This is a genomic window from Stenotrophomonas sp. SKA14 (assembly GCF_000158575.1).
Classification (GTDB): Bacteria; Pseudomonadota; Gammaproteobacteria; order Xanthomonadales; family Xanthomonadaceae; genus Stenotrophomonas; species Stenotrophomonas forensis.
In genome coordinates, this window is sequence record NZ_DS999412.1 from 345,604 (window position 1) to 372,097 (window position 26,494).

Annotated in this window: 23 protein-coding genes and 1 pseudogene; 15 read left to right on the forward strand and 9 right to left on the reverse strand. The window is 63.9% G+C overall.

The genetic code is table 11. The annotated features are described in order from the left end of the window. Positions 1-69 precede the first annotated feature (69 nt). Both SSKA14_RS01765 and SSKA14_RS01770 read left to right on the forward strand, forming a co-directional pair. The gene (locus SSKA14_RS01765) at positions 70-1,083 is read left to right on the forward strand and encodes a TIGR00266 family protein (RefSeq protein WP_008267259.1); all 1,014 of its coding nucleotides are present in this window, start codon (positions 70-72) and stop codon (positions 1,081-1,083) included. 183 nt (positions 1,084-1,266) lie between these two features. Then, on the forward strand, positions 1,267-2,259 hold the full coding sequence (locus SSKA14_RS01770; protein WP_040006761.1) for a patatin-like phospholipase family protein: 993 nt from the start codon (positions 1,267-1,269) through the stop codon (positions 2,257-2,259). A 46-nt stretch (positions 2,260-2,305) separates the two neighbouring features. Here the strand turns inward: SSKA14_RS01770 and SSKA14_RS01775 are convergent, their stop codons facing one another. Together SSKA14_RS01775 and SSKA14_RS01780 are read right to left on the reverse strand one after the other, a co-directional pair. Continuing rightward, positions 2,306-3,049 (reverse strand): hypothetical protein, encoded by a 744-nt coding sequence (locus tag SSKA14_RS01775; RefSeq protein WP_008264887.1) that lies wholly within the window; start codon positions 3,047-3,049, stop codon positions 2,306-2,308. A gap of 156 nt (positions 3,050-3,205) precedes the next feature. Next, entirely contained in the window at positions 3,206-3,691 is a 486-nt protein-coding gene (locus SSKA14_RS01780; protein ID WP_008267464.1) for an Lrp/AsnC family transcriptional regulator, read from the reverse strand. Between the two features lie 125 nt (positions 3,692-3,816). On the opposite strand from SSKA14_RS01780, the gene phhA reads away from it, so the two are divergent. Beyond that, positions 3,817-4,710 carry a phenylalanine 4-monooxygenase gene (gene phhA, locus SSKA14_RS01785; protein ID WP_008268674.1) on the forward strand — a complete coding sequence of 298 codons (894 nt, stop codon included), beginning with the start codon at positions 3,817-3,819 and terminating at the stop codon, positions 4,708-4,710. Positions 4,711-4,811: 101 nt separating this feature from the next. Here the strand turns inward: phhA and SSKA14_RS01790 are convergent, their stop codons facing one another. Then, complete coding sequence (locus tag SSKA14_RS01790) at positions 4,812-5,867, reverse strand: LacI family DNA-binding transcriptional regulator (RefSeq protein ID WP_008265855.1); 1,056 nt, start codon at positions 5,865-5,867, stop codon at positions 4,812-4,814. A 238-nt stretch (positions 5,868-6,105) separates the two neighbouring features. On the opposite strand from SSKA14_RS01790, the gene SSKA14_RS01795 reads away from it, so the two are divergent. The 4 genes from SSKA14_RS01795 to SSKA14_RS01810 all read left to right on the forward strand — a co-directional run bounded on the left by SSKA14_RS01795 (position 6,106) and on the right by SSKA14_RS01810 (position 9,097). After that, positions 6,106-6,696 (forward strand): cysteine dioxygenase family protein, encoded by a 591-nt coding sequence (locus tag SSKA14_RS01795; RefSeq protein ID WP_008268540.1) that lies wholly within the window; start codon positions 6,106-6,108, stop codon positions 6,694-6,696. A gap of 117 nt (positions 6,697-6,813) precedes the next feature. Next, positions 6,814-7,452 carry a bifunctional 4-hydroxy-2-oxoglutarate aldolase/2-dehydro-3-deoxy-phosphogluconate aldolase gene (gene eda / locus SSKA14_RS01800; protein ID WP_008266379.1) on the forward strand — a complete coding sequence of 213 codons (639 nt, stop codon included), beginning with the start codon at positions 6,814-6,816 and terminating at the stop codon, positions 7,450-7,452. A 96-nt stretch (positions 7,453-7,548) separates the two neighbouring features. After that, positions 7,549-8,577, forward strand: coding sequence for an alcohol dehydrogenase AdhP (adhP, locus tag SSKA14_RS01805; RefSeq protein WP_008267156.1), 1,029 nt, complete (start codon positions 7,549-7,551; stop codon positions 8,575-8,577). 127 nt (positions 8,578-8,704) lie between these two features. Beyond that, on the forward strand, positions 8,705-9,097 hold the full coding sequence (locus SSKA14_RS01810) for a hypothetical protein (protein WP_008267223.1): 393 nt from the start codon (positions 8,705-8,707) through the stop codon (positions 9,095-9,097). A 71-nt stretch (positions 9,098-9,168) separates the two neighbouring features. Here SSKA14_RS01810 and ligD read toward each other — a convergent pair whose 3' ends face one another. The 3 genes from ligD to SSKA14_RS01825 all read right to left on the reverse strand — a co-directional run bounded on the left by ligD (position 9,169) and on the right by SSKA14_RS01825 (position 13,144). Next, positions 9,169-11,655, reverse strand: a complete 2,487-nt coding sequence (ligD, locus tag SSKA14_RS01815; protein WP_008266796.1) for a DNA ligase D — start codon at positions 11,653-11,655, stop codon at positions 9,169-9,171. 3 nt (positions 11,656-11,658) lie between these two features. Beyond that, positions 11,659-12,579: a Ku protein gene (locus SSKA14_RS01820; protein WP_008267665.1), complete on the reverse strand. Its 921-nt coding sequence runs from the start codon at positions 12,577-12,579 to the stop codon at positions 11,659-11,661. 166 nt (positions 12,580-12,745) lie between these two features. Continuing rightward, positions 12,746-13,144 (reverse strand): hypothetical protein, encoded by a 399-nt coding sequence (locus tag SSKA14_RS01825; RefSeq protein ID WP_040006764.1) that lies wholly within the window; start codon positions 13,142-13,144, stop codon positions 12,746-12,748. Between the two features lie 147 nt (positions 13,145-13,291). On the opposite strand from SSKA14_RS01825, the gene SSKA14_RS01830 reads away from it, so the two are divergent. Beyond that, entirely contained in the window at positions 13,292-13,636 is a 345-nt protein-coding gene (locus tag SSKA14_RS01830) for a hypothetical protein (RefSeq protein ID WP_008267970.1), read from the forward strand. Between the two features lie 111 nt (positions 13,637-13,747). Here the strand turns inward: SSKA14_RS01830 and SSKA14_RS01835 are convergent, their stop codons facing one another. Continuing rightward, entirely contained in the window at positions 13,748-15,838 is a 2,091-nt protein-coding gene (locus SSKA14_RS01835) for a TonB-dependent receptor (RefSeq protein WP_008265147.1), read from the reverse strand. A gap of 171 nt (positions 15,839-16,009) precedes the next feature. On the opposite strand from SSKA14_RS01835, the gene SSKA14_RS01840 reads away from it, so the two are divergent. The 3 genes from SSKA14_RS01840 to SSKA14_RS01850 all read left to right on the forward strand — a co-directional run bounded on the left by SSKA14_RS01840 (position 16,010) and on the right by SSKA14_RS01850 (position 19,382). Further along, positions 16,010-17,212 (forward strand): amino acid aminotransferase, encoded by a 1,203-nt coding sequence (locus SSKA14_RS01840; protein WP_008268265.1) that lies wholly within the window; start codon positions 16,010-16,012, stop codon positions 17,210-17,212. A 338-nt stretch (positions 17,213-17,550) separates the two neighbouring features. After that, positions 17,551-18,567 (forward strand): class 1 fructose-bisphosphatase, encoded by a 1,017-nt coding sequence (locus SSKA14_RS01845; protein ID WP_008265475.1) that lies wholly within the window; start codon positions 17,551-17,553, stop codon positions 18,565-18,567. 107 nt (positions 18,568-18,674) lie between these two features. Then, positions 18,675-19,382, forward strand: coding sequence for a 2OG-Fe(II) oxygenase (locus SSKA14_RS01850; protein WP_008265923.1), 708 nt, complete (start codon positions 18,675-18,677; stop codon positions 19,380-19,382). A 90-nt stretch (positions 19,383-19,472) separates the two neighbouring features. Here the strand turns inward: SSKA14_RS01850 and SSKA14_RS01855 are convergent. Then, positions 19,473-20,327: pseudogene (locus SSKA14_RS01855) on the reverse strand (PA0069 family radical SAM protein); the annotation flags it as partial. A 137-nt stretch (positions 20,328-20,464) separates the two neighbouring features. Next, a complete protein-coding gene (locus SSKA14_RS01860; RefSeq protein WP_232281424.1) occupies positions 20,465-20,923 on the reverse strand; it encodes a protein-tyrosine phosphatase family protein in 459 nt (152 codons plus the stop codon). 988 nt (positions 20,924-21,911) lie between these two features. On the opposite strand from SSKA14_RS01860, the gene SSKA14_RS01865 reads away from it, so the two are divergent. From SSKA14_RS01865 to SSKA14_RS01875, 4 genes are all read left to right on the forward strand, one after another. After that, positions 21,912-23,099 (forward strand): DUF262 domain-containing protein, encoded by a 1,188-nt coding sequence (locus SSKA14_RS01865; RefSeq protein ID WP_198283594.1) that lies wholly within the window; start codon positions 21,912-21,914, stop codon positions 23,097-23,099. A 15-nt stretch (positions 23,100-23,114) separates the two neighbouring features. Beyond that, positions 23,115-24,152 carry an MAE_28990/MAE_18760 family HEPN-like nuclease gene (locus tag SSKA14_RS23705; protein WP_143567687.1) on the forward strand — a complete coding sequence of 346 codons (1,038 nt, stop codon included), beginning with the start codon at positions 23,115-23,117 and terminating at the stop codon, positions 24,150-24,152. Positions 24,153-24,473: 321 nt separating this feature from the next. Then, entirely contained in the window at positions 24,474-25,220 is a 747-nt protein-coding gene (locus SSKA14_RS23210; protein ID WP_157635904.1) for a serine protease, read from the forward strand. Between the two features lie 136 nt (positions 25,221-25,356). After that, a complete protein-coding gene (locus tag SSKA14_RS01875; protein WP_050413326.1) occupies positions 25,357-26,247 on the forward strand; it encodes a hypothetical protein in 891 nt (296 codons plus the stop codon). Positions 26,248-26,494 lie beyond the last annotated feature (247 nt).

Genomic DNA, 26,494 nt, shown 5'->3' on the forward strand with positions numbered 1-26,494 from the left:
TGGCGCCGTCGCCCGCGCCCCGGCGCGCTCGCTAGACTCGGGGTTTTCCAGCCCCGCCGAGCCGTCGCGATGACCCAGTGGTACTTCCATGCCTCCGCCCAGGCCGACCGCGTCGGCCCGCTCGATGACACGGCCGCGCGCCGCTATGCACAGGCCAACCCGCGCGCGCTGGCCTGGTGCCAGGGCATGAGCGGATGGACCCCCATCCCCGATGTGGCCGAGCTGCAGGTACCGGCGCCGGGCATGCCCACGACCCCACCGCCAGTCCCCGCCGTCTCCAGCGGCCGCGCCGACGACATCGACTTCCGCATCGTCGGCCATGAAATGCAGTTCGTGGAGATCGAGCTCGACCCCGGCGAGAGCGCCATCGCCGAGGCCGGCGCGCTGATGTTCAAGGACGCCACCGTGCAGATGGACACCGTGTTCGGCGCTGCAAACGGCGACCAGGGCGGCTTCATGGGCAAGGTGATGGCCGCCGGCAAGCGCGTGCTGACCGGCGAGAGCCTGTTCGCCACCGTCTACACCCAGAGCGGGCATGGCAAAGGCAAGGTCGCCTTCGCCGCGCCCTACCCCGGCACCGTGCTGGCGATGAAGCTGGACCAGCATGGCGGCCGCCTGATCTGCCAGAAGGACAGCTTCCTGGCCGGCGCGCGCGGCGTGCAGATCGGCGTGCAGTTCCAGCGCAGGATCATGACCGGGCTGTTCGGCGGCGAGGGCTTCATCATGCAGAAGCTGGAGGGCGACGGCTGGGTGTTCATCCACGCTGGCGGCTGCGTGATCGAGCGCGAGCTGGCCGCCGGCGAGCGCCTGGACGTGGATACCGGCTGCGTGGTGGCCTACCACCCGACCGTGGACATGGATGTGCGCCGTGTCACCGGCGTCAAGAGCATGCTGTTCGGTGGCGAGGGCGTGTTCCTGGCCACGTTGACCGGCCCGGGCAAGGTCTGGCTGCAATCGCTGCCGTTCTCGCGCCTGGCCGGACGCATGTGGATGGCTGCGCCGCAGGGCGGTGGCCAGAGCCGTGGCGAGGGCTCGGTGCTCGGCGGGCTGGGCCGGATGCTGGACGGCGACAACCGGTTCTGACCGACTCCGGTAGTGCCGGCCGCTGGCCGGCAACCTCATGGACCTCTGCCGGCATCCCAGCAATTGCCGGCCAGCGGCCGGCACTACCTTTATGAATAGGTAACTCCCCCACCCTGCCCGCCCCGCCAGCGCTTCGGTATGCTGGCGCCCTTTCCAGAATCCGGCGCCGCGAGCGCACTGCCGATGAGCCTGTTCCGCCCCCGCATGCTGCTGTCCGTCGCCCTGATCGGCCTGCTGGCCGGCTGCGGCGGCGATCCGGTCCGCCCCACGCCGCCGCCGGCACCGACCGTGGTGCCGCAGGCCAAGCCGGTGAAGATCGGCATCGCGCTGGGTGGCGGCGCGGCCAAGGGCTTCGCTCACATCGGCGTGATCAAGATGCTGGAAGCCAACGGCTTTGAACCGGTGGTGGTGTCCGGCACCAGCGCCGGCAGCGTGGTCGGCGCGCTGTATGCCAGCGGCATGGACGCGTTCCAGATGCAGAGCAAGGCGGTGGCGCTGGACGAAGCCAGCATCCGCGACGTGCGTCTGTTCTCCGGCGGCCTGGTGCAGGGCCAGAAGCTGCAGGACTACGTCAACGAACAGGTGGCCAACCGCCCGGCCGAACGCCTGAAGAAGCCGTTCGCCGCGGTCGCCACGCAGCTGGAAACCGGTGAGCGCGCGATCTTCGTGCGCGGCAACGTCGGCCAGGCCGTGCGCGCGTCGAGCAGCATCCCCGGCGTATTCGAGCCGGTGAAGATCGGTGGCCACAACTACATCGATGGCGGCGTGGTCAGTCCGGTGCCGGTGGATGCCGCGCGCCAGCTCGGCGCCGACTTCGTGATCGCCGTAGACATCTCCAGCAAGGCCAGTGGCAAGGCGCCCACCGGCATGCTCGGCATCGTCAACCAGTCGATCTCCATCATGGGCCAGCGCCTGGGCGAGCAGGAACTGGCGCGCGCCGACATCGTGATCCGACCCAAGGTATTGGACATCGGCGCCGCCGATTTCAGCCAGCGCGGCACTGCGATCCTGGAAGGCGAAAAGGCCGCGATGGCGGCGATGCCGCAGATCCGCGCGAAGATCCAGCAGCTGCAGAAGGCACGTGCCGCGGCAGCTGCTCCCGCGCCGGTGGCTGCGCCCAAGTGCGAAGAGGCTTCGCGCCTGGGCAGGTTGATGGGCCGCAAGGAAAAGTGCTGACGGCGATCCGCTCGAGGCGGGTCGCCATCAAAGGCCCTACGCCAGGTCAGGCGCCGATCTGGGCCAGTGCATCATTGGCCGCGGCAGTCACCGAGCTGCCATAGCCCAGGATGAGCGATCCGTTGCAGGTCAGCGGGGCCTTGAGAATGACACCATTGATCTCGGCCCTGTCGAAGCTGCAGCTTTGCCCGGTGGCTGTCGAGAAGCGCATCAGGCGCATCGCAATGGTGTTGGCATCGTCGATGCTGGCGCCAAGTCCGCTGATCGACCAGGTCATCAGGGTGCGGGTGTTGCCACAGTCATAGTGGTAGCGGAAACCATAGCTTTCCGGATAGTAGGAGCCGCTCAATGGCGCCCGGCAATGGGTGCCGGTTGCCGCCATTTCGGTGGCGATCGCCAGCGAGTTGCGCGCGGCCGTGGTGGGACTGTTGCCCACGCCCGCAATCGGCCAGCCATTGCACACGAAGCTGGCGAAGACACCCTTGCCATAGGCGCCCGTCTGGATGCTGGTGGCATCCGCGCTGCAGCTGACCCCGGCCTGCAGCACAGCCATGAAGCCATTGAGGTTCTCCACGGCCTCGTTGACCGAGACGCCGATTCCGTAGACGTAGCCGCCGTTGCATTGACGCGAAGCCAGCGTCGACGAGTTGCTGGTCATGCCGACGAATTCGGTGGCACCGCAGCTCAATGCCAGAGGTTGGGCGTTGGCGGTCTGGGGGGAAGCACCCGCAGCGGCCGGTATCAGGCCAGCGGCAAGCAGCGCAATGACAGGAGCAAGGCGGACGTTCATGTCGATCTCTCCGGACAGGGTTGTCCAGTGAGTCTAGGAAGGCCGATCCCGTCACTCCGTCAGTGATCCACCCCCTACTTCGTAGGAAAACCCCTCGCGACGCTCGAGCTGCTTAGCGGATCACGCTCCGCCACATGCACTTGCCCGCGTCGTCGCTCAGGACTCCAGCTGCGACAACGGCAGCGCCTGGAAGCCCTTCACCGTGCGCAGCACGAAGCTGGAATTGGCATCGGCCACGCCCCCGGCGTTGAGCAGCCGATCCAGCAGGAAGTGCGAGAAGTGTTCCAGGTCGCGTACGTAGACATGCAGCAGATAGTCCATGTCGCCGGTCAGCGCATGGCAGGCCACCACTTCATCCCAGCCCTGCACGCTGTCCACGAAGTGGCCGATGGCGGCCTGGTCGTGCTTTTCCAGCTGCACGCGCACGAAAGCCTGCAGGCCCAGCCGTAGCTGCCGTGGCTCCAGCCGCGCGCCATAGCCGACGATCACGCCCTCGCTTTCCAGCCGCTGCAGGCGGCGCAGGCAGGCCGAGGGTGAGAGGTTCACCCGCGTCGCCAGCTCGGCATTGGTGGCGCGCCCATCCTTCTGGATTTCAGCCAACAGGCGTATATCCGTGCGATCGAACTGGACTTCTCCGGCCATTGTTGCCCCGCAACATGGTGAGTACGCAAGGATATTGCGCCAACAAGGCCAATCGACGCAACTTTTGCAACCCTGTTGCGCGCGCCCTGCCCTAGCATCGTGGGTATCCCTTCAAGGAGTGCCCCATGGATCTCGCCCAGCCCCGCCGCGTCGAACACCAGCAGACCGACAAGGGCTACGTGCCGGTGTACACCACCGCGCTCGTCGAGCAGCCGTGGGACACCTACAGCGCCGATGACCACGCCACCTGGAGCACGCTGTACCAGCGCCAGCGCGAGCTGCTGGTCGGCCGCGCCTGCCAGGAGTTCCTGGACGCACAGGACGAGATGGGCATGAGCGCGCACATGATTCCGCGCTTCGACCAGCTCAACGAAGTGCTCGGCGCCGCCACCGGCTGGACCCTGGTCGGCGTCGAAGGCCTGCTGCCGGAACTGGATTTCTTCGACCACCTGGCCAACCGTCGTTTCCCGGTGACCTGGTGGATCCGTCGCCCGGACCAGATCGACTACATCGCCGAGCCGGACCTGTTCCACGATCTGTTCGGCCATGTACCGCTGCTGATGAACCCGGTGTTCGCCGACTACATGGAAGCCTACGGCCGCGGTGGCGTCAAAGCCCACGCAATCGGCCCGGATGCACTGCAGAACCTCACGCGCCTGTACTGGTACACGGTGGAATTCGGCCTGATCGACACGTCCGACGGCCTGCGCATCTACGGTGCCGGCATCGTGTCGTCGAAGGGCGAATCGCTGTACTCGCTGGAATCGGCCGCGCCCAACCGCATCGGCTTCGACCTGCAGCGGATCATGCGCACGAAGTACCGCATCGATACCTTCCAGAAGACCTACTTCGTCATCGACAGCTTCGAACAGCTGATGCAGGCGACGTCGCCGGACTTCACGCCGATCTATGCAGCACTGGCTGATCAGGCGCATCTGCCGGCCGGCGACGTGCAGGACGACGACCGCGTGTTCCAGGCCGGCACCGGCGAAGGCTGGGCCGACGGCGGCGACGTGTAAGCGCTCCACACACGCCGCTTCGCACTGAAAACGGCGCACTCCGGTGCGCCGTTTCCGTTGTTGCCTGCACCGTTCTGTTGCGACGGCGCAGGCGAGGGCACTCAGCCGTCCACGGCCCGGCAGGAGCCACGCACCATCAACTGCGGATGCACGCTGGCCGCCGTCGGTGCGTCCGGCACGCCGGTCTGCACCAGCATCGCCGCGGCCATGCGGCCGATGTCGGAGACGTGGCGGCGCACCGAGGTCAGCGGCGGCCACAAGCGCGACGCCAGCGGGCTGTCGTCGTAGCTGACGATCGACAGCTGCTGCGGCACCGCGATGCCCGCGCGCAGGGCCACCTGGTAGACGCCGGCAGCCATCTCGTCGTTGCCGGCGAAGATCGCGCTGGGCCGGCCTTCGCCCAGCAGCAGGCGCTCGGCGGCATGCACGCCGGACTCGAAGGTATCGCCCGCTTCCAGCACGCGTTCGCCCGGCAGGGTCAGCCCCACCTGCGCCAGCCGGTCAAGGAAGCCATGGGTGCGTTCGCGTGCGGCACGACGCGCCTCCGGGCCGGTGATCACCGCGATATCGCGGTGGCCGAGCGAGAGCAGGTAACCCGCCGCCGCGGCAGCGCCATCGCGATCATGGGTGACCACGGCCTGCGCCTCATCGTCGGACACATGCGCGTTGATGCGGACGTAGCGGCAGTCGATCGCGTCCAGCACCTGCGCCAACGCAGCCGACTCGGACGCGCGTGGGCCAAGGATCACGCCGTGCAGCTTCTGCTGCTGCACGAAGCGGCGCACGCCCTGTGCGCACTCTGGATCCTCGCTGTCGCACGGATGCACCACCAGCTCGTAGCCGGTGCCGCGCAGCGCTTCCAGCGCGCCATGCTGCAGGTCCACGATGCATTGGGCGCCCGGGTCGTCATACACCAGGCCGATCAGGAAGGAGCGGCGGAACGCGAGTCCGCGTGCCAGCGGGTCGGGCACGTAACCGACCTCGCGCATCAACGCCTCGACCTTGTCGCGGGTGTCCTTGCGCACCAGCGGCGAGTTGTTGATGATTCTTGAAACCGTTTTCTTGGAAACTCCCGACAGTCGTGCGATGTCGTTGATCGTGGCAGCCTTGCCCTTCGATGCCGGCAATGCAGCATCGCTAATAATTCGCACTGACATGTATAGAACCAGGTAAGTCGGAAAACTCTAGCCTTGCGCCCGTCGGGCGCGAAGTTGCGGAGTGTCGCAGCGGATGGGGAACGCGTCCTGTTCGACCACGCATGCTGCACAGGGTTCCATTGTGATCGTTCTACCCACTTCGCATCTGAACCGTTTTTCACGCGCTCGTGTCATCAATGCGGGCGCGACGCGTGCGAACGCCAACATTCCCTTAACCATGCTCCGCTACATTCGGGGCATGGACCTGCAGACTTCTCCGTTTCCGCTGTTCCGTGGCCGCGACCGGTTGATCGCCGCAGTCGATGCGGCGATGACCTCCGGTGAGGCCGAACGCATCACCGCCGACCTGCAGCTGGCGCTGCAGGAAGCCATCGCCGACAGCCGCATCGAATTGCCCGAGTGCGTGCACCGTCCGGTCAGTGATCATTACGCTCGACGCCCGCTGTACCACAGCCGCGAACACGGCTACAGCGTGATTGCCATGAGCTGGGGCCCAGGGCAGGGCACGCCGCTGCACGACCACGATGCCATGTGGTGTGTGGAGGGCGTGTGGTTGGGCGAGCTGGAGATCACCCGCTATGAACTGCTGGAATGCGCCGGCGAGCGTTGGCGCTTCCGTCGCCACGCGGCGCTGCGCGGAGGCTGCGGCAGTGCCGGCAGCCTGATTCCGCCGCACGAGTACCACACCCTGCGCAATGCCAGCGACCAGTCACTGGCGATCTCGGTGCACGTGTACGAGGCACCGATGGAGCGATCTGCCGTATTCGACCCGCTCGGCGGCGACTGGTACCAGCGCCGCATCCAGGCATTGCAGGCCGACCCGGCCTGAACCCGGCGCGCAGCACAGCGCGCTGCGGCACCTTCGCGATCCACGTGGCATCATGCGCCGCTGCGCTGCCGGGCCCGGCAGCGATCCGCGATGCCCCGTCGGGCAAGGAGCAAGACCATGTCCAGCACTGATCCGCGCCTGCGCGCGCTGCTGAAGCTGGCACCGGTGATTCCGGTGTACACCCCCGAAGATGTGAATGAAGCGGTCAACGTGGCCCAGGCGCTGTTCCGCGGCGGCCTGCCGGTGATCGAGGTGACCCTGCGCACGCCGCAGGCACTGGACGCCATCAAGGCGATGGTCGAGGCCGTGCCGGATGCGGTGATCGGTGCCGGCACCGTGCTCAACGCCGCGCAGATGCAGGCGGCCAGGCAGGCCGGCGCGCGTTTCGCGGTATCGCCGGGTGCCACGCCAGCGCTGTATGCCGCCGCGCGTGATGCCGACCTGCCGTACCTGCCTGGCGCTGCCACGGCCTCGGACCTGATCCTGGGCCTGGAGCACGGCCGCGACACCTTCAAGTTCTTCCCGGCAGTGCAGGCCGGCGGTGCCGCGCTGCTGGCGGCCTGGCACGGCCCGTTCGCCGACGTGCGCTTCTGCCCGACCGGCGGCATCAGCGCGCAGACCGCGCCGCAGTTCCTGCACCTGCCCAACGTGCTGTGCGTGGGCGGTTCGTGGCTGACCACGCCGGCGCTGCTGCAGACCCGTGACTGGGACACCATCGAGCGCCTGGCCCGCGAGGCCTCGGTGCTGGCCAGCTGAACCAGCGGCACGAATCGTCAAAGGTTTGATCGTGATCAAAGCGCCGGCCCCGGGCCGGCGTCATTCTGTGGGCAAGCGCACTACGGAGATCCGGACATGAATCCAACCATGAAGGCCGCTGTCGTGCGTGAGTTCGGCAAACCACTGGTGATCGAGGAAGTCTCGGTACCGCGCCCGGGGGCGGGCGAGGTACTGGTCAAGATCGAGGCCTGTGGCGTCTGCCACACCGACCTGCACGCCGCCGAGGGCGACTGGCCGGTGAAACCGAACCCGCCATTCATCCCCGGCCACGAGGGCGTGGGGCACGTCGTGGCCGTGGGAGGCGGGGTAGGGCACGTCAGGGAAGGCGACAGGGTCGGCATCCCCTGGTTGTACTCGGCGTGTGGCCATTGCGAACACTGCCTGGGTGGCTGGGAAACGCTGTGCGAGACGCAGCGCAACACCGGTTACTCGGTCAACGGCGGCTTCGCCGAGTACGCACTGGCCGATGCCAACTATGTCGGCCTGCTTCCGAAGGAAGTGGGCTTCGTCGAGATCGCGCCGGTACTGTGCGCCGGCGTGACCGTCTACAAGGGGCTGAAGGTCACCGACACCAAACCCGGTGACTGGGTGGCGATCTCCGGCATCGGCGGCCTCGGCCACATGGCCGTGCAGTACGCCCGTGCGATGGGCCTGAACGTGGCCGCGGTGGATGTGGACGACAACAAGCTGGCATTGGCCCGGCAGCTGGGTGCCCAGGTCACCGTGAACGCGCGCACCACCGATCCGGCCGCATTCCTGAAGAGGGAGATCGGCGGTGCCCACGGTGCGCTGGTCACCGCCGTTTCGCCGAAGGCATTCGAGCAGGCGCTGGGCATGGTCCGCCGTGGCGGTACCGTCTCGCTCAATGGCCTGCCGCCGGGCAACTTCCCGCTGGATATCTTCGGCATGGTGCTCAACGGCATCACGGTGCGTGGCTCGATCGTCGGCACCCGGCTGGACCTGCAGGAGTCGCTGCAGTTTGCCGCCGAGGGCAAGGTCGCCGCCACGGTCAGCACCGATCGCCTGGAAAACATCAACGACGTGTTCGCGCGCATGCACGCGGGCACCATCGAAGGCCGCGTGGTGCTCGACTTCGCCGCCTGACTGCCTGTGCATGGCCGCCGTTGCACCGTACCCCTCTCCCACGGGCACGGCGGCCATGCCGATCCACCGGTAGCGCTGGCCGCTGGCCGGCAACCGCAGGCGCTTCGCGCAGCCGTACAATGCGCGCATGCCCGGCCTGCTCAAGACCCTGTTCCTGTCCATCGTCGCCCTGATCGGTGGCGTACTGTCGCTCGCGCTGGTCAGCAGCGTCGCCAGCTGGCTGCCACCGCTGCTGGGCCTGTCGCCAGGCAACAACAGCGTGCAGCTGGGCTGGGACCTGGCGTTCAGCGTGCTCGGTGGCGTCGCCGGCATCTCCTTCGCCACTTATTACGCGCCCTGCTGGCCGCGCTCGCATGGCTTCTCGATCTGGTCGCTGATCGCGCTGGGCTGCGGCTACGCGGTGTGGAGCGTGGGCGCGGATTTCCCGCTGTGGTTCGTCGTTTCCCTGCTGGTCTCGCTGCCGCTGCAGCTGCTGGTGGGCTGGTGGTTCGGTCGCCGCGCATCGCGCGATCCGGGCTGAGCACATGCAGGTAGTGTCGGCCGCTGGCCGGCAACCTCAACCATCCTACCGTTGCCGGCCAGCGGCCGGCACTACCGCTTCAGCGGCGGCAACGTCTGCTTCAACCGTTCAATGCCCTGCCAGGGGTCACCCTTCAGCCGCTTCGCACGCGCCAGCGCCCTGGTCATCGGGAACGCATCGGCGGCGGTCACCTTTGCCAGTTCCTCCCAGCGTAGCGGCACCGCCACACCGGCGGTATCGCGCGCCCGCAGCGACCACGAGCACACGCTGGTGGCACCGCGCGTGTTGCGCAGCCAATCGATGAAGATCACACCGCTGCGCTTCGCCTTGCTCATCGTCGCCACGTAGCGGTCAGGCTGCTGCAGTGCCATCGCCTGCGCGAACGCCTCGCAGAACGCCTTGGCCTGCTCCCAGTCCGCCTTCGGCTGCAGCGGCACCACCACGTGCACGCCCTTGCCGCCAGACAGCCGCACGAAGCTCTGCAGGCCGATCTGCAGCAGGCGGTCACGCACATCGCGCGCGCCGGCTTTCACCTGTGCCCAGCTCACGCCGTCGCCGGGGTCGAGATCGAACACCAGACGGTCCGGATGCTCCGGGTCGTCTACCGTCGCACCCCACGGATGCAGCTCCAGCGTGTTCATCTGCACCAGCTGGAGCAGCCCACGCGCGTCGTCGATGTAGACGTAGTCCTCGCGACCACTTTTCTGCTGCAGTGGCACCGCATGCACGGCGTCACCCAGCCCGGGGCCATGATGCTTCTGGAAGAAGCAGGCCTTGCCGGCACCGTCGGGGCAACGCAGCAGCGACAACGGCCTGCGCGCGACCTCCGGCAAGATCCAGCGCGCCATGCGGCGGTAGTAGTCGGCCACGTCACCCTTGCTCAGCTTCTGCCTCGGATAGACGATGCGCTCGGGATGGGTGAGCTGGACCTGAGCATCTGCCTCAGCATCTGTCATGTTCACTTCCAGGTCCTCTTTGCGCTTGTCTTCGCGCAGCCGCTTGAAGCTGGCCTGGCGCAGCAGGCCTTCCTTGCCCCAGCCACGGAAGGCCACCTCGGCCACCGCGACCGGTTTCACCCAGCGCACGCTGGCGGCGCTGAACGGCACATGCGCCGGCAGCGGCAGCACGGGGGTCTTCACCGCCAGCGGTTGCAGTGCCTTGTGCAGCGCGCGCAGGCTTTCATCGTCGAAGCCGGTGCCTACGCGACCGACATAGCGCAGGCCGGCCTTGTCCTGCGCGGCCAGAAGCAACGAGCCGAATCCCACCCGCGAACCCTTTGGTGCCGTGTGACCGACGATCACGAACTCGTCGGTGTCCTCGTGCTTGACCTTGACCCAGCTGCGCGCACGGGCATTCACGTACGGAGCATCCACCTGCTTGCTCACGATGCCCTCGAAACCCGCCTTGCCACTGGCAGCGAACACCTGTGGCCCGTGATCGATCACATGCTCGCTGAAGGCGAGGATGCCGGGTACATTGCCCAGCAGCGCTTTCAGCAGCGCCTTGCGTTCCAGCAAGGGGGCGTGGCTGATGTCGGCACCGGCAACACCTGGCAGGTCGAAGACGATGTAGCGCAGCGGCTGTTTCGAACTGCCGTCGATCACCCGTTGCAGTGCCGCGAAGTCACTGCGGCCCTGCCCATCCAGCACCACCAGTTCACCGTCCAGGCGCGCGTCGCGCACCGGCAGTGCCCGGATGGCCTGCGCGACTTCGGGAAAATCGGCCGTCCAGTCCAGGCCATTGCGCGAACGCAGTTTCACTTCGCCATCGTGCAGGTCTGCCAGCAGGCGATAGCCATCCCACTTGATCTCATGCAGCCACTGCTGGCCATCCGGCGCGGTGTCGCGGTGGTCGGTCAACTGTGGCTTGAAGGCGCGAGGGTAGGGCGTGTCGCGTGCGCCGTCCAGTTTCAGCGCGCGCGCATGCCAGCGTGCATCGGCCTTGCGGGTCGCCCTGCGTGCGGCCGGTGTAGCGCGCCCTGTGCTTCCCGCCGTGCGCGTCTTCACCGCCGATGAGCGTTTCGGAACGGGCGCTTCCAATAGATCGTCCGCTTCGGCATCGCGCGCTTCCTCATCATCGCGCTTGATCAGCAGCCATTGCACCTGACGCCCCTTCATCGCTGTGCGCACCAGCTTCCAACCGCCGGCCAACCGCTGCCCGTGCAGCACGAAGTCGATCTTGCCCGCCGCCAGCGCCTGCAATGGATCCCCTTCGCAGGCCCAGGTGCCGTGATCGAAGACCTCCACATGGCCCGCACCGTAATGACCTTCGGGGATGTCGCCCTCGAAGCCGGCGTAAGACAGCGGATGGTCTTCCACTTCCACCGCCAGCCGCTTCTCGCCGACGCGCAGCGAAGGACCCTTGGGCACTGCCCAGCTCTTCAGTACACCGTCCATTTCCAGGCGGAAATCGTAGTGTCGCGAACTGGCATGGTGCAGCTGGATGACGAACGTTGGCCGTCGCTTCGGATCACCGCGGGAAGACGCGTCGTCGGGTTCCGGTGTGCGTCCCGCGCCACCGCCAAGGCGGCGCTTGCGCCGGTACTGGTGCAGCGACACGGCTCAACCTGCCTTGCGCCGCGGTGCGGTCTTCTTGGTGGCCTTCTTGGTGGCCTTCCGCGCGGCCTTCCTCGCAGGTTTCTGCGCAGGTGCCTTGCGCGTCGCAGTCTTCTTCGCCGGCGTGCGCGTGTTCGCATCCAGGCTCTTCTGCAGCAGCGCCATGAAGTCGACCACGTTGGTGGCAGCATCCTCATGCGGTGCCGGCTCCTCTTCCACCCGGGTGGTGCCGCCCTTGGACTTGATGCGCTTGTTCAGCACCTGCTGCAGGCGCTCGCGGAACTCATCGTGGTACTGCGAGGGGTCCCAATCACCGGCCATGGACTCGATCAGTTGCTCGGCCATCGCCGTTTCCTTGCTGGTGATGCGGTAGTCGGACAATTTCCCGCTGGGCAGCGCGTAGTCGTCCGGATCCACCAGTTCCTGCGGATAGCGCAGGATCATCAGCACCAGCGCGTCTTCCTGCGGCATCACCGCGCACAGATACTCACGCGTGCGTACCACCACCCGCGCGATGCCCACCTTGCCGGTTTTGCGCAGCGTCTCGCGCAGCAGCACATAGCCCTTCTCGGCTTTCTTGCCTGGTACCAGCAGATACGGCTTCTCGTAGTAGCGCGGATCGATCTGCGCTGCATCCACGAACGATTCCACTTCCACCGCCTCGTGGCTTTCCGGCGCGGCCGAGCGGATATCGCCTTCCTCAAGCACGACATAGCTGCCCTTGTCGTACTCGTAGGCTTTGACGATGTCTTTCCAGGGCACCTCTTCGCCGGTATCGGCGTTGACGCGCTCGAAGCGGATCGGTTTGCGATCACGCGAATCGAGCATGCGGAACTGCAGATCGACCTTGCGTTCGCCGGACATCAGCGACACCGGCACGTTGAGAAGACCGAACGACAGCGTGCCGGTCCAGATGGGGCGGGCCATGGGGATACCTGTGACGGGGCAGGGGACAACCAGCTTCAGCCCGGCGATGTAAACCACCCGTGTCGGTGCCGTGCACGTGGGTTCTACGGAAAACGGTAGTGCCGGCCGCTGGCCGGCAGAGGCTCGCGGCCTGAAGCTTCCTGGGGTTGCCGGCCAGCGGCCGGCACTACTGCAGCAGCGGTTTCACCGCCGCCGCAGGAATGTGATCCAGCGCGCGCCATGCGTCTTCCACCACCGGCCGTGCCTGCGACCAGTTCAGCCGCGACTGTCCGCGCATCTGTTCCCAGTGCTCGGCCAGTTCCTCGCAGGTATCGGCGGCGTCACCACGCGGCCAGTCGGCGGCGTGGGTGGTCAGCGCGAAGGCATAGACCGGGCACAGGTCACGCCAGTTGCGATGACCGGGCCCGCGACGCTCCTCGTAATCGCTGAGCATGTACTGCAGGTAGTCCTGCGCCACCGCCTGCGGGTCTTCATGGCGACGCGTGCGGCGCTGCGCGGTGCGCTGGCCGAGCGGATCGAGCAGGGCGTTGAACACGGACGGTGCGGGTCGTTCAAGACGGGGCATGGCCGGCTCCTGCAGCGGGGGCGGGTGGGCAGGAATACGCGCGGTGCCGTTACCAGCGGGTGAGCGAGATGTTCATGACGCCAGGTTCGCGGCGGCTTTACCTGCGCCGCGGTGTAGTAGAAGCCCCCGAGCGCAGGCAACCAGACCATGAGCCGAGAGACCTCCAGAGATCCGCTGCGGGAAAATCACCCGCCCATTCCCGGCGAGCAGCGCGGCAAGCACGATGCCGACAGCGCGGACTACCGTGGCAGCGGCGCACCGTTTTTCGACGCCGGGCAGGCCGGCGAACACCTGCCGGTGAAGCATGAGGCTGAACAGGCGGCCCAGGACCGCAAGGACGGCGGCGACCGCCATCGTGGCGGCCAGGAAAGCCCGCTCAAGCGCCGCGAGCGCAAACAACACGCCAGCGACAACCAGGACCAGGCGTTGGAAGAGACGTTCCCGGCCAGCGATCCGACCTCGCCGTTCGTGCCGGCCAAGGCCCCCGATTGATCGGTAGTGCCGGCCGCTGGCCGGCAACCTCCTGAGATCCCGAACGGCGCGATGCCGGCCAGCGGCCGGCACTACCGGGGAGCTTCCCGGCAAACAGCCGGCACGGCCGCTTCAGCGCCACGACCACTGCAGGCCCACACTGGCGCGCCGCCCCGGGCCCGGCTCGTAGTAGCGGCCATTGCCATCGTTGACGATCACCGAGCCGATGTAGGCCTGGTCCAGCACGTTCTCCAGCCGCGCGAACGCACGCAGCTCGCCGCCCGGCAGGGTCCAGCGGCGGCCACCTTCCAGATGCAGCAGGGCGAAGCCCGGCGCTCGCTCGGTGGCCACGTCGTTCACCACCGTGTCGCTGCTGGCATTGGCTTCCAGCGCCCACTGCCAGTCGCCCGGCGTCCACTGCAGCCGCGCGAACGCCTGCTGGCGCGGCACGCCGGGTAGACGACTGCCGGCGGCAACCACGGCATTCGAAGTCACGTAGGGCGAGCGCACCTGTGCCTGCAGCCAGGTCCAGGCCAGCTGCAGTTCCAGTTGCTCGGCCAGCGGCTGGCGGTACTGCAGCTCCAGCCCCTGGCGACGGGTGCGGCCGATGTTGCGGTAGGTACTGCGTCCACCGATGTTGCTGGCAACGGCCAGCTCATCGTCTGTATCTGCACGGAACAGGCTGACATCAAGCTGGGTTCCATCCTGCGGGTGCCACTTGCTGCCCACTTCCACGGAGCGGCTGCGCGCGGCCGCAAGATCCAGTGCCAGTCCCGCCTGGCCGTCGGCGCGATAGCCCAGTTCGTTGAAGGTGGGCGTCTCGAAGCCCCGGCCAACGGCAGCGTGCAGGCGCCACTGCGGGCTGGCCTCGAAGCTGATGCCGGCCACCGGCGTGGTCGCCCGGTAGCGGCGATGGCCGCTGTCGTCCGGGTTGCGACCGGTGATGTAGCGATCGTCCGATTCGAAGCGCACGCTGCTGTGGCGCGCGCCCGCCAGCAACGACCAGCGCGGGCTCCATTGCCACCAGGCCTGCGCGAACTGGTCCACGTTCTGCACGATGTCGATCTGGTCGCGGCGCAGCTGCCCGCGTACGCCCAGCGTGCTGCCGATGAAGTTCTCGTAGCCGGTGCGGTGCTGGCGCTGGCGGTCGGCGCTGAGCCCGGCCACCAGGTCCAGCGGCCGTCCGGCGAGATCGCCGTGCCAGCCCCAGCGCGCGTCCAGCCCGCCATAGCCTCCGTCCAGGTCGATCACCCCGCCCGCATGCAGGGGATTGGCCTGGGCCGCCGGCGGAATCGGCAGGTACTGACGCACCGCGCGCTGGCCGGCATAACCCATCAGCTGCCAGCGCTGCGCGCCGGTCTCGCGGGTCCAGCGCAGCCCGGCCTGCTGCTGGCGCACCGATTTGCGGGTGTTGTACTGGTGTGCCACGGCGGTGGCCTGGCGCGGGTCCGCCGCCACCTGCGCACGGGTCAGGCCCAGCGGGTCCTGCGCATCGGGCGCATCCAGCGCATTGAGCAGCAGCTCCAGCCGCCCACCGCCCAGATCACCGCCGATACGCGCGTTGAGCGATTCACGGCGCGCCCGGCTGTGATCTCGCCAGCCATCGGTACGGTAGTGGTTGGCGGCGATGTTGTAATCCAGCGCGTGGCCTGCACCCTTCAGTTGGGCACCGACACTGAGCGTGTTGTCGGCGCCGGCATTGAGGCGCAGCCGCCACGGGTCGCCGGCCTGGCCCTGTGCGCTCCACACCTGCAGCACGCCGCCGGAGGAGTTGCCATACAGCGCCGAGAAGGGCCCACGCAGCACGTCGATGCGCTCGGCGCCGAGCAGGCTGGCATGCGACAACTGACCCTGGCCGTCGGGCATGGTCGCCGGTACGCCGTCGATCAGCACCCGCACTCCGCGCACACCGAAGGTCGAGCGCGCGCCGAAACCGCGGATCGACAGCTGCGTGTCCTGCGCGAAGTTCTGCCGGTCGCGCGCGACCAGGCCCGGCACCCCGCCCAACGCCTCGGACAGCTGTGCGCCGGCGCCAGCGCGGCCGGCGTCGATCCAGACCGTGTCCAGGCTGGCGGGCAGGGCGAACGGGTCGATGCCGGGTACGCGTGCGGCCTGCACCTGCACGGCAGCCAGGGCGGTGGGGGCAGGCTCGGCCATGCTGGCAAATGGCGACAGCAGCAGGGCGGAGAGCGGCAGGCAATGGCGTCGTGCGGCGGGATTCATGATTCAGGTTGATGGATCGGGCGGCAACGCACGCCATGGTACGGGCCCGGGGATGACGATGGCGGCGGCCAGCCCCGGCAGGCTTTGTTACGATGGGCTGTTTCCGGCTGGAAAGCCGCAAGCCGCGTGGCGCAATTCCTCCCCCTTTCCGTCTACCGAACGAGTACCGCCGTGTCCTTCTTTGCAAACGTGGAACTGGTCCCAGGCGACCCGATCCTGGGCCTGACCGAGGCGTACAACGCCGACAGCCGCCCGACCAAGGTCAACCTGGGTGTGGGCATCTACTACGACGAGAGTGGCCGCATTCCGCTGCTGCGCGCCGTCAAGCAGATCGAGCAGCAGCTCGCCGCTGAAGCCAAACCGCGCGGCTACCTGCCGATCGATGGCCTGCCGGCGTACACGCAGGCCACGCGCGAACTGGTGTTCGGCAAGGACTCGCCGCTGCTGGCCGCCGGCCGCGTCACCACCGCACAGACCGTCGGTGGCAGCGGTGCGCTGCGCGTCGGCGCCGACGTGCTGAAGAAGCTGCTGCCGCACGCGACCGTTGCGCTGAGCAACCCGAGCTGGGAAAACCACCGCGCCGTGTTCAGTGCGGCCGGCTTCGAGGTGGTGGATTACACCTACTTCGACCCGAGCACCCATGGCGTCGATTTCGACGGCATGCTGGCCGACCTGGGCAAGCTGCAGGCCGGCACCGTGGTGCTGCTGCACGCTTGCTGCCACAACCCCACCGGCGCCGACCTCACCGTCACCCAGTGGAAGCAGGTCGCGCAGCTGCTGAAGGACAAGCAGCTGTTCCCCTTCATCGACATGGCCTACCAGGGCTTCGACAAGGGCATCGAGCAGGACGGCGCCGCCGTGCGCATCATCGCCGAGGCAGGCATCGACAGCTTCATCGTCGCCAACTCGTACTCCAAGTCGTTCTCGTTGTACGGCGAGCGCGTGGGTGCGCTGTCGATGGTCGCCCCGACCGCCGCGGACGCCAAGGCCGTGCAGTCGCAGGTCAAGCGCGTGATCCGCACGATCTACTCCAGCCCGTCCACCCATGGTGCCGCGCTGGTGGCCGGCGTGCTGACCAATCCGGACCTGCGCGCGATGTGGGAGCAGGAGCTGACCGAGATGCGCGAGCGTATCCATGCCCTGCGCCAGGGCCTGGTCGAGAAGCTGGCCGCTGCCGGTGCACCGCAGTTCGGCTTCATCAACGAGCAGGCCGGCATGTTCTCCTACTCCGGCCTGAGCCGTGAGCAGGTCGAACGCCTGCGCGACGAGTTCGGCATCTACGCCGTCGGCACCGGCCGCATCTGCGTGGCCGCGCTGAACCAGAACAACCTGGAATACGTCGCCAAGGCGGTGGCCACCGTCGCCAAGGGCTGAAGCGACGCTCCAGTGGTTTGATCACAAAGGCGCCGCGAGGCGCCTTTGTTTTTGCTCCTGCCTCTGCCTTTGCTACCCCCACCGCGCTCGCGGCGAACCCTGAAGCGCGCGGCAGGGGGAGGCGATGCAGGACCGTTGGCGCCATGGATGGCGCCATCGAGCTTACATGGAGGTACTTGCAGCGTGTCCTGCATCGCCTCTCCCTCCCGCGAGCCTCGATAAAAGGAGGCGCCACCAGCGCAACGCCTCTGGAAACGATTACGCCTTCCCGCGGTCACGCACGCCCCCGCCAGACCGGCGACAATAGGCGTTTTCCCGCTGCCGAGACCTGCCCGCTCATGTCCCGTACTTCGTTGACCCGCTTCCTGATCCAGGAGCAGCACGCCGGCCGCATCAATGCCGACCTGCGCCAGCTGATCGCGGTCGTCGCCCGCGCCTGCACCAGCATCTCCATCGCCGTCAGCAAGGGCGCCCTCGGCGGCGTGCTCGGCGAGGCGGGTACCGGCAACGTGCAGGGCGAAGCGCAGAAGAAGCTGGACGTCATCAGCAATGAGATCCTGCTCGAAGCCAACGCCTGGGGCGGCCACCTCGCCGCCTGTGCCTCGGAAGAAATGGACCACAGCCAGCCGGTGCCGGACATCTATCCGCGTGGCGATTTCCTGCTGCTGTTCGATCCCCTCGATGGCAGCTCCAACATCGACGTCAATGTCTCGGTCGGCACCATCTTCTCGGTGCTGCGCTGCCCGACCAACGTCGAACTGCCTGGCGATGACGCGTTCCTGCAGCCGGGCAGCAAGCAGATCGCCGCCGGTTACTGCATCTACGGGCCCAGCACCCAGCTGGTGCTGACCGTCGGTCACGGCACCCACGCCTTCACCCTGGACCGCGAGAAGGGCGAATTTGTGCTGACCACCGAGAACATGCAGATTCCGGCGGCCACCCAGGAATTCGCCATCAACATGTCCAACCAGCGTCATTGGGAAGCGCCGATGCAGGCCTACGTCGGCGACCTGCTGGCCGGCAAGGAAGGCGCACGCGGCAAGAACTTCAACATGCGCTGGATCGCCAGCATGGTCGCCGACGTGCATCGCATCCTGACCCGCGGCGGCATCTTCATCTACCCGTGGGACAAGAAGGACCCGTCCAAGGCCGGCAAGCTGCGCCTGATGTACGAAGCCAACCCGATGGGCCTGCTGGTCGAGCAGGCCGGTGGCGCCGCCTCGACCGGCCGCGAGCGCATCCTCGATATCCAGCCCGACCAGCTGCACCAGCGCGTGCCGGTGTTCCTCGGCTCGCGCGAGGAAGTGGCCGAAGCCGTGCGCTACCACCACGCGCACGACGGCGCGCAGGGCTGAGGGGCCTTCACCGACAGCGGTCATGGCAGAGCGATGACATGACCGTGGGGTGACACCACGGGCGGCAAACGGCACCATCGAGCCATTGCCGCCTAAGGAATGCACGCATGCACGAGCAGGGCCCGGTCGATTTCATCGAAGTCATCCACAATGCCGTCCCCAGCGACGTCTGCGCGGCGATCGTCGAGCGCATGCGTGCAACGCGTGGACTGCTGCCCGGTGCGGTCGGCAGTGGTGTGTTCCCGGAACTCAAGCACAGCAAGGATCTGCGCATCAGTGGACTGGACGGCTGGCAGGATGTCGACCAGCAGCTGCAGATCGCGGTGTTCAACGGCCTGCTGACTTATCTACGCCGTTATCCACAGGCGTTGATCGCTCCACTGATGTTGCAGATCCAGGACAGCAATGGCCAGCCGCGACGCCTGTCTGCCGAGGACTTCCCCGACATGCCGCCGCAGCAGCTGGCCGACCTGGCCCGCACCTGCCTGCGCCCGGGCGCGATCAACCTGCAGTGGTACGCGGCGGGCGAGGGCGGCTACCCGTACTGGCACTGCGAGCTATACCCGAAGGATGCCCAGGCCGAGACCCTGCACCGGCACGTGTTGTGGACGCTGTACCTCAACGATGACTTCGAGGAAGGCGAAACCGAGTTCCTGTTCCAGGGCCGCAAGATCGCACCACGCACCGGCAGCCTGCTGATAGCCCCGACCGCGTTCACCCACACCCATCGCGGCAATCGGCCGCAGGGCGGCGACAAGTTCATCGCCACCAGCTGGATCCTGTTCCAGAGCGCGCAGAAGTTGTTTGGGGCATAGCGTCGAGCTTGCTCGACTGCGTTGCATCCCCCGTAGAGTCGAGCTTGCTCGACTGCTTTTCCGTCGCCAGTCGAGCGAGCTCGACGCTACTCAGAACAACGAGCCCTGCGGCGAATCCTTCTTCGGCGGCAGCGGCTTCTGGAACCGGCTGCACTCCAGCTTCGGCCAGTGGCTGTTCTGTGCATTGAAGCCCAGCCGCTTGCGCGCCAGCTTGAAGCGGTTGTTCAACAGATCCGCATACACGCCTTCGCCGCGCATGCGCGTGCCGAACTGGCTGTCGTAGTCCTTGCCACCGCGCAGCTGCTGGATGGTACTCATCACGTGCGCGGCGCGATCCGGGTGATGGGTGTCCAACCAGTCGCGGAACAGCGGTGCCACTTCCAGTGGCAGGCGCAGCAGCACGTAACCCGCGGTGCTGGCGCCTGCGTCGTGTGCGGCTTCCAGCACGGCCTCCAGTTCGCTGTCGTTGATCCATGGGATCACCGGCGCCACCATCACCCCGACCGGAACACCGGCCTCATGCAGCCGCTTCATCGCGCGCAGCCGCGCATGCGGTGCCGACGCGCGCGGTTCGAGCTTTGCGGAAAGATGCGGGTCCAGCGAGGTCACCGAGAAGTGCACGCTGACCAGGTTCTCCGCGGCCAGCGGCGCGAGCAGGTCGATATCCCTCTCGACCAGCGCGTTCTTGGTGATCAACGAGAACGGATGTTTCGTCTCCAGCATCACTTCGATCAGCTGACGGGTCAGCTTGAACTTGCGCTCGATCGGTTGGTACGCATCGGTGTTGATGCCCAGCGCGATCGGCTGCGGCACGTAACCCGGTTTCGACAGCTCCTTGCGCAGCAGTTGCGGCGCATTGGTCTTGGCGAACAGCTTGGTCTCGAAATCCAGGCCCGGCGACAGGTTCAGATAGGCATGCGAGGGGCGCGCAAAGCAGTACGAGCAGCAGCACTTTATGTGTTTGAAGAAAAGTGTTTAGCACTACGTCCTATTCGGGTGCCCTTTCTCCAGACTAACTGCCGAATGCCGCCACCTTGTATGCCAACTCAAGGCAACGAAGGGTAGGTTAGCGTCCATTGCGGCTATCCGAGACTCGGCGCCATGCGCTCGGGCCAGCTAAGAATGAACTCCTCCTGCTCCACAGTCTCCACCGCACCAGGCCGCACTGAGCGCACCTTAGCAATTGCATCGATCCCATCCGAAACGCAACGTGTTTCAATGAGTAGCATCGACGCCACGGTCCCGGCTCGACCCAGTCCCCCCTTGCAGTGCACGACGATTCTGCTTCCAGACAAGAGCGCGGCTGCGAACTGTGGTCCTAGATATCGCCATGGCTCAAGCAGTCGCGCATCAGGAGCCTCGCCATCCGTAATCGGCAGGCCATGCCACATCAAACCGTGCGCTCCGGAACGTTCGGCCAAAGAGGCGATTCGCAGCTCCTCGAACTCCCACGGTTCAATCAACGTGATCAGGTGCTGTGCTCCCCAGGCGACGATCGACGCTAGATCGAGGTCCAGGTCCCGAGCCCAAGACCCTGTCATCGCGACGTCCTGATGCTTTCCCGGTGCAAAGGTGACACCGATTGCACCGCCGCTCACCCCGACGGGCAAGGTCGCAATCTGCAGTGGATGGGAGACGCTTGTTCTGCTCACCTGAGCTCTCCGAAATCAATAGGCTTTGGGGCGAGAAGGAAACGCTGCGCCCTTTTCATCTGAATGTCCAACTGTGAGCTTACTGGTGCGACCAACGTCTTGCCGAACGGCAGAGGCAGCGCGGCATCGCCGGTTACTTGAGAGGTCGCTCCAAGCCGAAGTCGAGGTTGGAGCGGGCCTACTCACTTGCCCGAGCAGTACTTTATCGACTTTGTCGCGAGAGCCTACCAGCGCTTTCAACGGAGCGTTGCAGCCAATGCGATGGATGCCAAGCATCCGGCATATGGCGTAGAGACACAACTGGTCTAAGTGTCGCTTCGTTAAGGCAGATTTTGCTCTTAGCCCTTCGCAAAGGACGTGGCGGCTATACTTAGTTAGAATGCCTCGCTCTTGAGTGATCTGGCAAAGCCCCCCCTCGAGGCGGAGCACTTCCGCCTTCTGGTCCTGCTGTACGATCTAGCACACGTCACGGTTGACATGCTGCCGCTTCCAACCGTAAAGACTGTGGATCGATCGCCCAGTCGATAGCTTACCTACCTCCGCTACTGGACTGACGCACTCAACGATCTGCCGTACCGTCTCGATCTTGAACTCATTGGTCTACCGCATCGTGCCCATGATCACCTCCGCCTAAGCCATAGTTTTTAGCTGCGACGTGTCTACGAAACCCAGGGCGGTCAAGTGTGCAAATCTGGGCCGTCGATGGTCGATAGGATCAGCAGAGCGGTATGTTACTAGTGATAGGCCTGCTTGGACCTGTCAGATGCTGCGTCGACGGCCATGCACCGAGCCGAGTAGGCGGCGCGAGCTTTCTGCCGTTCTTGCTATAGTGGCGCTCCGTGCGGCCTGCAGTACTCGCAGCAAAAGGAGACATAGCGTGCCATTTTCCCCGAGTGAGCAGACCATGTGGCTGGACGAGCCAGTCGCACGGACCCGCAAACCGACAGATGAAGAGATCAACAGCAAATACTCAGCTCGAGAGCTTCGCATTGTTACGGAATCGAATCGCGAGCAACTCCCAAATTTCGTAGCTGCACTCAAGCGCGCGGATTGGATGCGGCTGCAGCCGTTCTACCAACGCCGGAAACGTTGGGATGTCAAGCGAAAGTCTAAGCTAATTGAGTCTCTCATCATGAACATCCCTGTTCCTCCGTGTTTCCTTTTCGAGTCGGATTTTGCCCGATACGAGGTAATGGACGGGCAACAACGTATCTCGACTATTAGCGAATTCTACGAGAACAGTTTCAAGCTCCGCGGTCTAGAGCAGTGGCCAGAGCTTAACGGTCGACAGTACAGCACGCTGCCCAGCGAGATCCGTAAAGGATTGGATCGTCGATCAATTTCCTACATCGTACTGCTTAAGGAATCTGCCACCACCGGGGAGCACGAGATGCTTCTACGGCAGCAGGTTTTTGAACGCCTTAACACTGGCGGCGTGCACCTTGAGAACCAAGAGATCCGCCACTGCATTTATCACAATGAGTTCGACGATCTTCTTCTGGAGCTCTCTCGACACCCGAGGATGAGGGCGGCGTGGGGTCTGCCGAAGTACAGCGAGGAAGAGGAACAGAACCCATCAGATTCTTTGCTTAATAACCCTCATTTCAGCAAGATGAGAGACGTTGAATTCGTCCTTCGATTCTTCTCTCTTCGCCATCGCAATCAGTATCGTGGGGGACTTCAGCAGTTCCTTGATAGGTACATGGTTCGAAGCCGGAAGTTCAATGCGGCTGATATAAGCGAGCTGCGTGCGATCTTCAGTGAAACTATTGAGCTGGCGGCTGAAGTTTACGGCGCGGAGTTGTTTAAGCCATGGGTGCAGAAGCAAGGCCGAATTGCCCGCCAGCCTCAGATTGCCTTCGCCGACGCTGTAATGGTTGGGCTGAGCGAGAATCTCGGCAATCGCGAGAAGTTGCTCCATCGTTCAAAGGAGGTCGTTCAGGCGACGCATCGACTGGTTGCTACCGCTCGTCCTGGCACCTTCACTGGCCAAGGAAACACCGCAAAGGCAATCCAAGAGAGGATGGACGCTTTCAAAGACATGTTAACTGCTGTTTTGGCATAAGCTGCGGCTGCTCTCATGTTCAACTCGCAACCAGCGGCACTATCTCGCCAATTGGCTGACTTAAGGGCAGCTGTCCTATGGCAAGAAAGCCTACGGCAGACCTTGAATGCTGCTACGCCGAATATTGCCCCCCTTGGGCTGGACCAAGCGGCTGTCGATATTCTCAGGAGTGGGGCACCGGACAAACTGGCTTGGCAGATCCTTGATTCCTCGGCAGCCGTGACCCGAACTTACGCATTATGGGAACAGGCAATTTGCGATCTTGTTGAAGAATACGTAGATGAGATATCAAAACTCCATCCTACCTATAACGGATTAGCGGAGGCTGTACGGATAAATCATCGGGTCGGCGTCGGTTACATACTTTCGAAATGGGCGCCGACCAACACTCTTTTTTCAACGTTGTCTGAGGACGCGATTGCAAATGGATTGGTTGATGGCCTCCGGGGGAACGCTTACAAGCTGCTGGCCGATGCATTTCTTACCGACTCTGACAATTATCGCGCGGATGTCGTGAACAGGATTTTTGCCAAGCTGGGTGTCGAGAACGCCTTCGCTCGAGCGTGTACCGTGCCGGAAGGAAAGCCACTATTTGACCGTATCATCTGGGATGAAGATACCCCTGCGAACTACCTGAAGAGAATTATTACGGAACGTAATGAGGCATCGCACGGAGCCGTATCGAACATCAGTGGATCGAATCAGCTAGTCGCTTACGCAGACTTCGTTGAGACTCTATGCCTATGCCTTGCCACATTGTTGCGGACTCAGATAATCGAAGCAGGTCGCTCAACCGGCGCGACTAAGGAGGTGGCGGTAGCAGTGAAGAAGTACACAGGCAAAATTTTCGGTTCGCGTGCGTCTCAACGAATTAGGTTGGAACCCGGCCTTTCGTTCTTCGCTGGAAAGGGATTGATTTACGAGATCACGATCGAGGAACTGAGGATTGGAAACACTGTAGTGGCGGAAATCAATGCTGAAGCAGGGACTGAGTTCGGCATGAGACTAAACCGAGATTTGCCGGAGGGCGCTTCGCTATTAGTTCTCTCATAGGTGATTTTGGGAAGCGGCCTAGAATCTAGCTAGGCGTGCTGCAGCTTGAGCTAATGAATTGAATGACGAATCAGTCGTGCACTTTCAGATAAGAAACTAGAGGTGCTACATGGGCCTTTAATTTCTCGTCGAGACAAAGGGTATACCGCAATGGGAGAGGCTAATAGAAGAGGGGATCGCAGTACACGCATTGCTCTCGCACTTAGAGAAGCGATGCCGCTCAAACTAGATGTACGCAGGGAAGCACAGGAAGGAATATCCTCCACTTCATACTCGACTATTGCGGAATCTGGTCGCGAAATATCTCCCATGGAAGGCGTAATGCCTATCGTTGTAAAGGGACCGAGTGGAGACGACTTGAGGGTCGTTGGGACGGGATTCTTTGTCGGCCCAAACATGATACTTACAGCAAAACATGTTTTTGATGAAGGAGAATTACCTAGATTTGCTTGCGTTCAGATAAAGGATGCCACTAACGAATTCTATTTTCGACAGTTCAGGCAAGTTATAAGGCACCCTGTATCGGACGTGGCACTTTGTGAGCTCCACCCACTGCTGCACGCTGAGCACGAAGTAGCGCTTCCAAACTATGTACTTCCAGTCGGCGGACCTGTTCCATCGCCCGGATTGAAGCTGACCACTTACGCATTCCCCGATACAGTTGTTGCACGCCATAACGGGGTGCTTCACATGGGCATTGCGGGGCACCATTACGATGGCGCTGTTTTGGATGTCTTCCCAGTACAGCGAGATCGCGTGATGTTGAATTTTCCTTGCATGCGAACCTCAATTCATTTGCACGGCGGCGCGAGCGGAGGCCCTGTGATCAACCCAGAAACGGGGATTGTGGTGGCAATCAACACCTCAAGCTTCCAGGGCGCCACCGATGAGTCACACGTCACGCTCATTCACCCAATTCTGGATTTTCCGATCTATAAAACACATTACGTTGGTAACGTGTCTCTGGGCATTACGTTGCGCGGGCTGTCCTCCCGTGGTGCTGCGAGAGTTTTCCCTGAGAACTCACTTGTTCGGCACACAGCCGCGCCGACCATCATGGAGTTGTAGCGGTGACTATACCAACCACCATCTGCGCTCAAATCAGAACGGCCTAGCCAGAAAATATTGTCGTAATACACCTCTCAGTTGCCTCGGACTATCGGTCTACATGAGTGTTAGTCTGTTATAGAAAGGAGATATGGCTATGGATTCTTTTGCCAGCTCAGCCGAAATAGGGAAAGCGGAGACTTCGTGGGCGCTGACGAACCAGACCAAGCAGAGCGAGCTAGAGCAGATATTTGAGCGTGGCCGGATAGACTTCAATACGGCAGGGTTTTATGACTCTGTAGAGTTCCTCAAGCAGGAGCAGCGTGATCCTGGCTATCTTGAGTTCTATGCGAGGTACGTTGAAGCGAAGAAGTACGATGAGAGCTATCTAGCGAACGCGAGACAGAAGATTGCTATCGTGACGGAAGCGGTGCGCGCATCGGTCGAGAGAGATGGTAGGTTAGGAGCGTGTGTAGACGCCTCGGGCATGATTGGGCGAATGCTGGACAGGCTAGGAATCTGGAACTACGTAGCAAAGGCAACTCTCACTATCGAATTCCCATCAGCGTCAGCTCTTTCGCCTCGCCACTTCTGGGCCATCGACCACGGTCAATTCACTGCACCGCACGCCATAGTTGTTGCACCCCCATATTATCTAGTAGACGCTACCGTAAAACATCAACCCTACGATGCTCGAAGAGCGAATCTCATCCCAGATTTAGTTCTTTCTGATAATTTTGAGCCTGCACGGTGGCGTCCTGAGGATCTTGCGAATCCTATGCTATTGCAATTACTCAAGCAACGGCGACTCAAGTTCAAAGATTACATCGCAAGATATGCTCCGAGCATGGCAGAACTCATGAACCAGCTGCCTGCTCGATCGTTTTCTCTCAACGGCACATCGCTTCGCTATGTGATTGTTGCAATTGGAGGCACAGTCGAGCCCCTTGAGGAGATTACCGGCTATAAGCCGAGCGGCCGTACCGCACAGGAAATTTTTGATCAGGATGTGTTACCGAAGCTCGCGTCGACCGATCAATCGACATGACTAGCCAATGAGTTAGCTTACAAAGGTGCACGCGGCGCAACGCTCCTCAGGTGGCGCGACCTCTGCGGATGGATGCACCCGCTACCAATCACAGCCGTAGTTGTGGCCGGAATAGGCTTGTAGAAGCGCTTCGTGAAGGCGCGGTTGGGATACGTGCGACCTTTCCGGCCCGCGCCATTCCCTATCGCAGCTATCGGCAGACATGCCGATCTTGGCACCACACCAACCACCGCCTCGATAGTTTTCA

Excerpts from the sequence above, each read along its gene's own strand:
- SSKA14_RS01850 (WP_008265923.1), top strand. The coding sequence starts at position 18,675 with ATGCACGAGCAGGGCCCGGTCGATTTCATCGAAGTCATCCACAATGCC.
- SSKA14_RS01825 (WP_040006764.1), bottom strand. The coding sequence starts at position 13,144 with ATGCCCCGTCTTGAACGACCCGCACCGTCCGTGTTCAACGCCCTGCTC.
- SSKA14_RS01780 (WP_008267464.1), bottom strand. The coding sequence starts at position 3,691 with ATGGCCGGAGAAGTCCAGTTCGATCGCACGGATATACGCCTGTTGGCT.
- SSKA14_RS01845 (WP_008265475.1), top strand. The coding sequence starts at position 17,551 with ATGTCCCGTACTTCGTTGACCCGCTTCCTGATCCAGGAGCAGCACGCC.
- SSKA14_RS01875 (WP_050413326.1), top strand. The coding sequence starts at position 25,357 with ATGGATTCTTTTGCCAGCTCAGCCGAAATAGGGAAAGCGGAGACTTCG.
- SSKA14_RS23705 (WP_143567687.1), top strand. The coding sequence starts at position 23,115 with ATGTTCAACTCGCAACCAGCGGCACTATCTCGCCAATTGGCTGACTTA.
- adhP (WP_008267156.1), top strand. The coding sequence starts at position 7,549 with ATGAATCCAACCATGAAGGCCGCTGTCGTGCGTGAGTTCGGCAAACCA.
- SSKA14_RS01820 (WP_008267665.1), bottom strand. The coding sequence starts at position 12,579 with ATGGCCCGCCCCATCTGGACCGGCACGCTGTCGTTCGGTCTTCTCAAC.
- SSKA14_RS01795 (WP_008268540.1), top strand. The coding sequence starts at position 6,106 with ATGGACCTGCAGACTTCTCCGTTTCCGCTGTTCCGTGGCCGCGACCGG.
- SSKA14_RS23210 (WP_157635904.1), top strand. The coding sequence starts at position 24,474 with ATGCCTATCGTTGTAAAGGGACCGAGTGGAGACGACTTGAGGGTCGTT.
- SSKA14_RS01835 (WP_008265147.1), bottom strand. The coding sequence starts at position 15,838 with ATGAATCCCGCCGCACGACGCCATTGCCTGCCGCTCTCCGCCCTGCTG.
- SSKA14_RS01810 (WP_008267223.1), top strand. The coding sequence starts at position 8,705 with ATGCCCGGCCTGCTCAAGACCCTGTTCCTGTCCATCGTCGCCCTGATC.
- SSKA14_RS01860 (WP_232281424.1), bottom strand. The coding sequence starts at position 20,923 with ATGACAGGGTCTTGGGCTCGGGACCTGGACCTCGATCTAGCGTCGATC.
- SSKA14_RS01830 (WP_008267970.1), top strand. The coding sequence starts at position 13,292 with ATGAGCCGAGAGACCTCCAGAGATCCGCTGCGGGAAAATCACCCGCCC.
- SSKA14_RS01765 (WP_008267259.1), top strand. The coding sequence starts at position 70 with ATGACCCAGTGGTACTTCCATGCCTCCGCCCAGGCCGACCGCGTCGGC.
- SSKA14_RS01775 (WP_008264887.1), bottom strand. The coding sequence starts at position 3,049 with ATGAACGTCCGCCTTGCTCCTGTCATTGCGCTGCTTGCCGCTGGCCTG.
- phhA (WP_008268674.1), top strand. The coding sequence starts at position 3,817 with ATGGATCTCGCCCAGCCCCGCCGCGTCGAACACCAGCAGACCGACAAG.
- eda (WP_008266379.1), top strand. The coding sequence starts at position 6,814 with ATGTCCAGCACTGATCCGCGCCTGCGCGCGCTGCTGAAGCTGGCACCG.
- SSKA14_RS01790 (WP_008265855.1), bottom strand. The coding sequence starts at position 5,867 with ATGTCAGTGCGAATTATTAGCGATGCTGCATTGCCGGCATCGAAGGGC.
- SSKA14_RS01770 (WP_040006761.1), top strand. The coding sequence starts at position 1,267 with ATGAGCCTGTTCCGCCCCCGCATGCTGCTGTCCGTCGCCCTGATCGGC.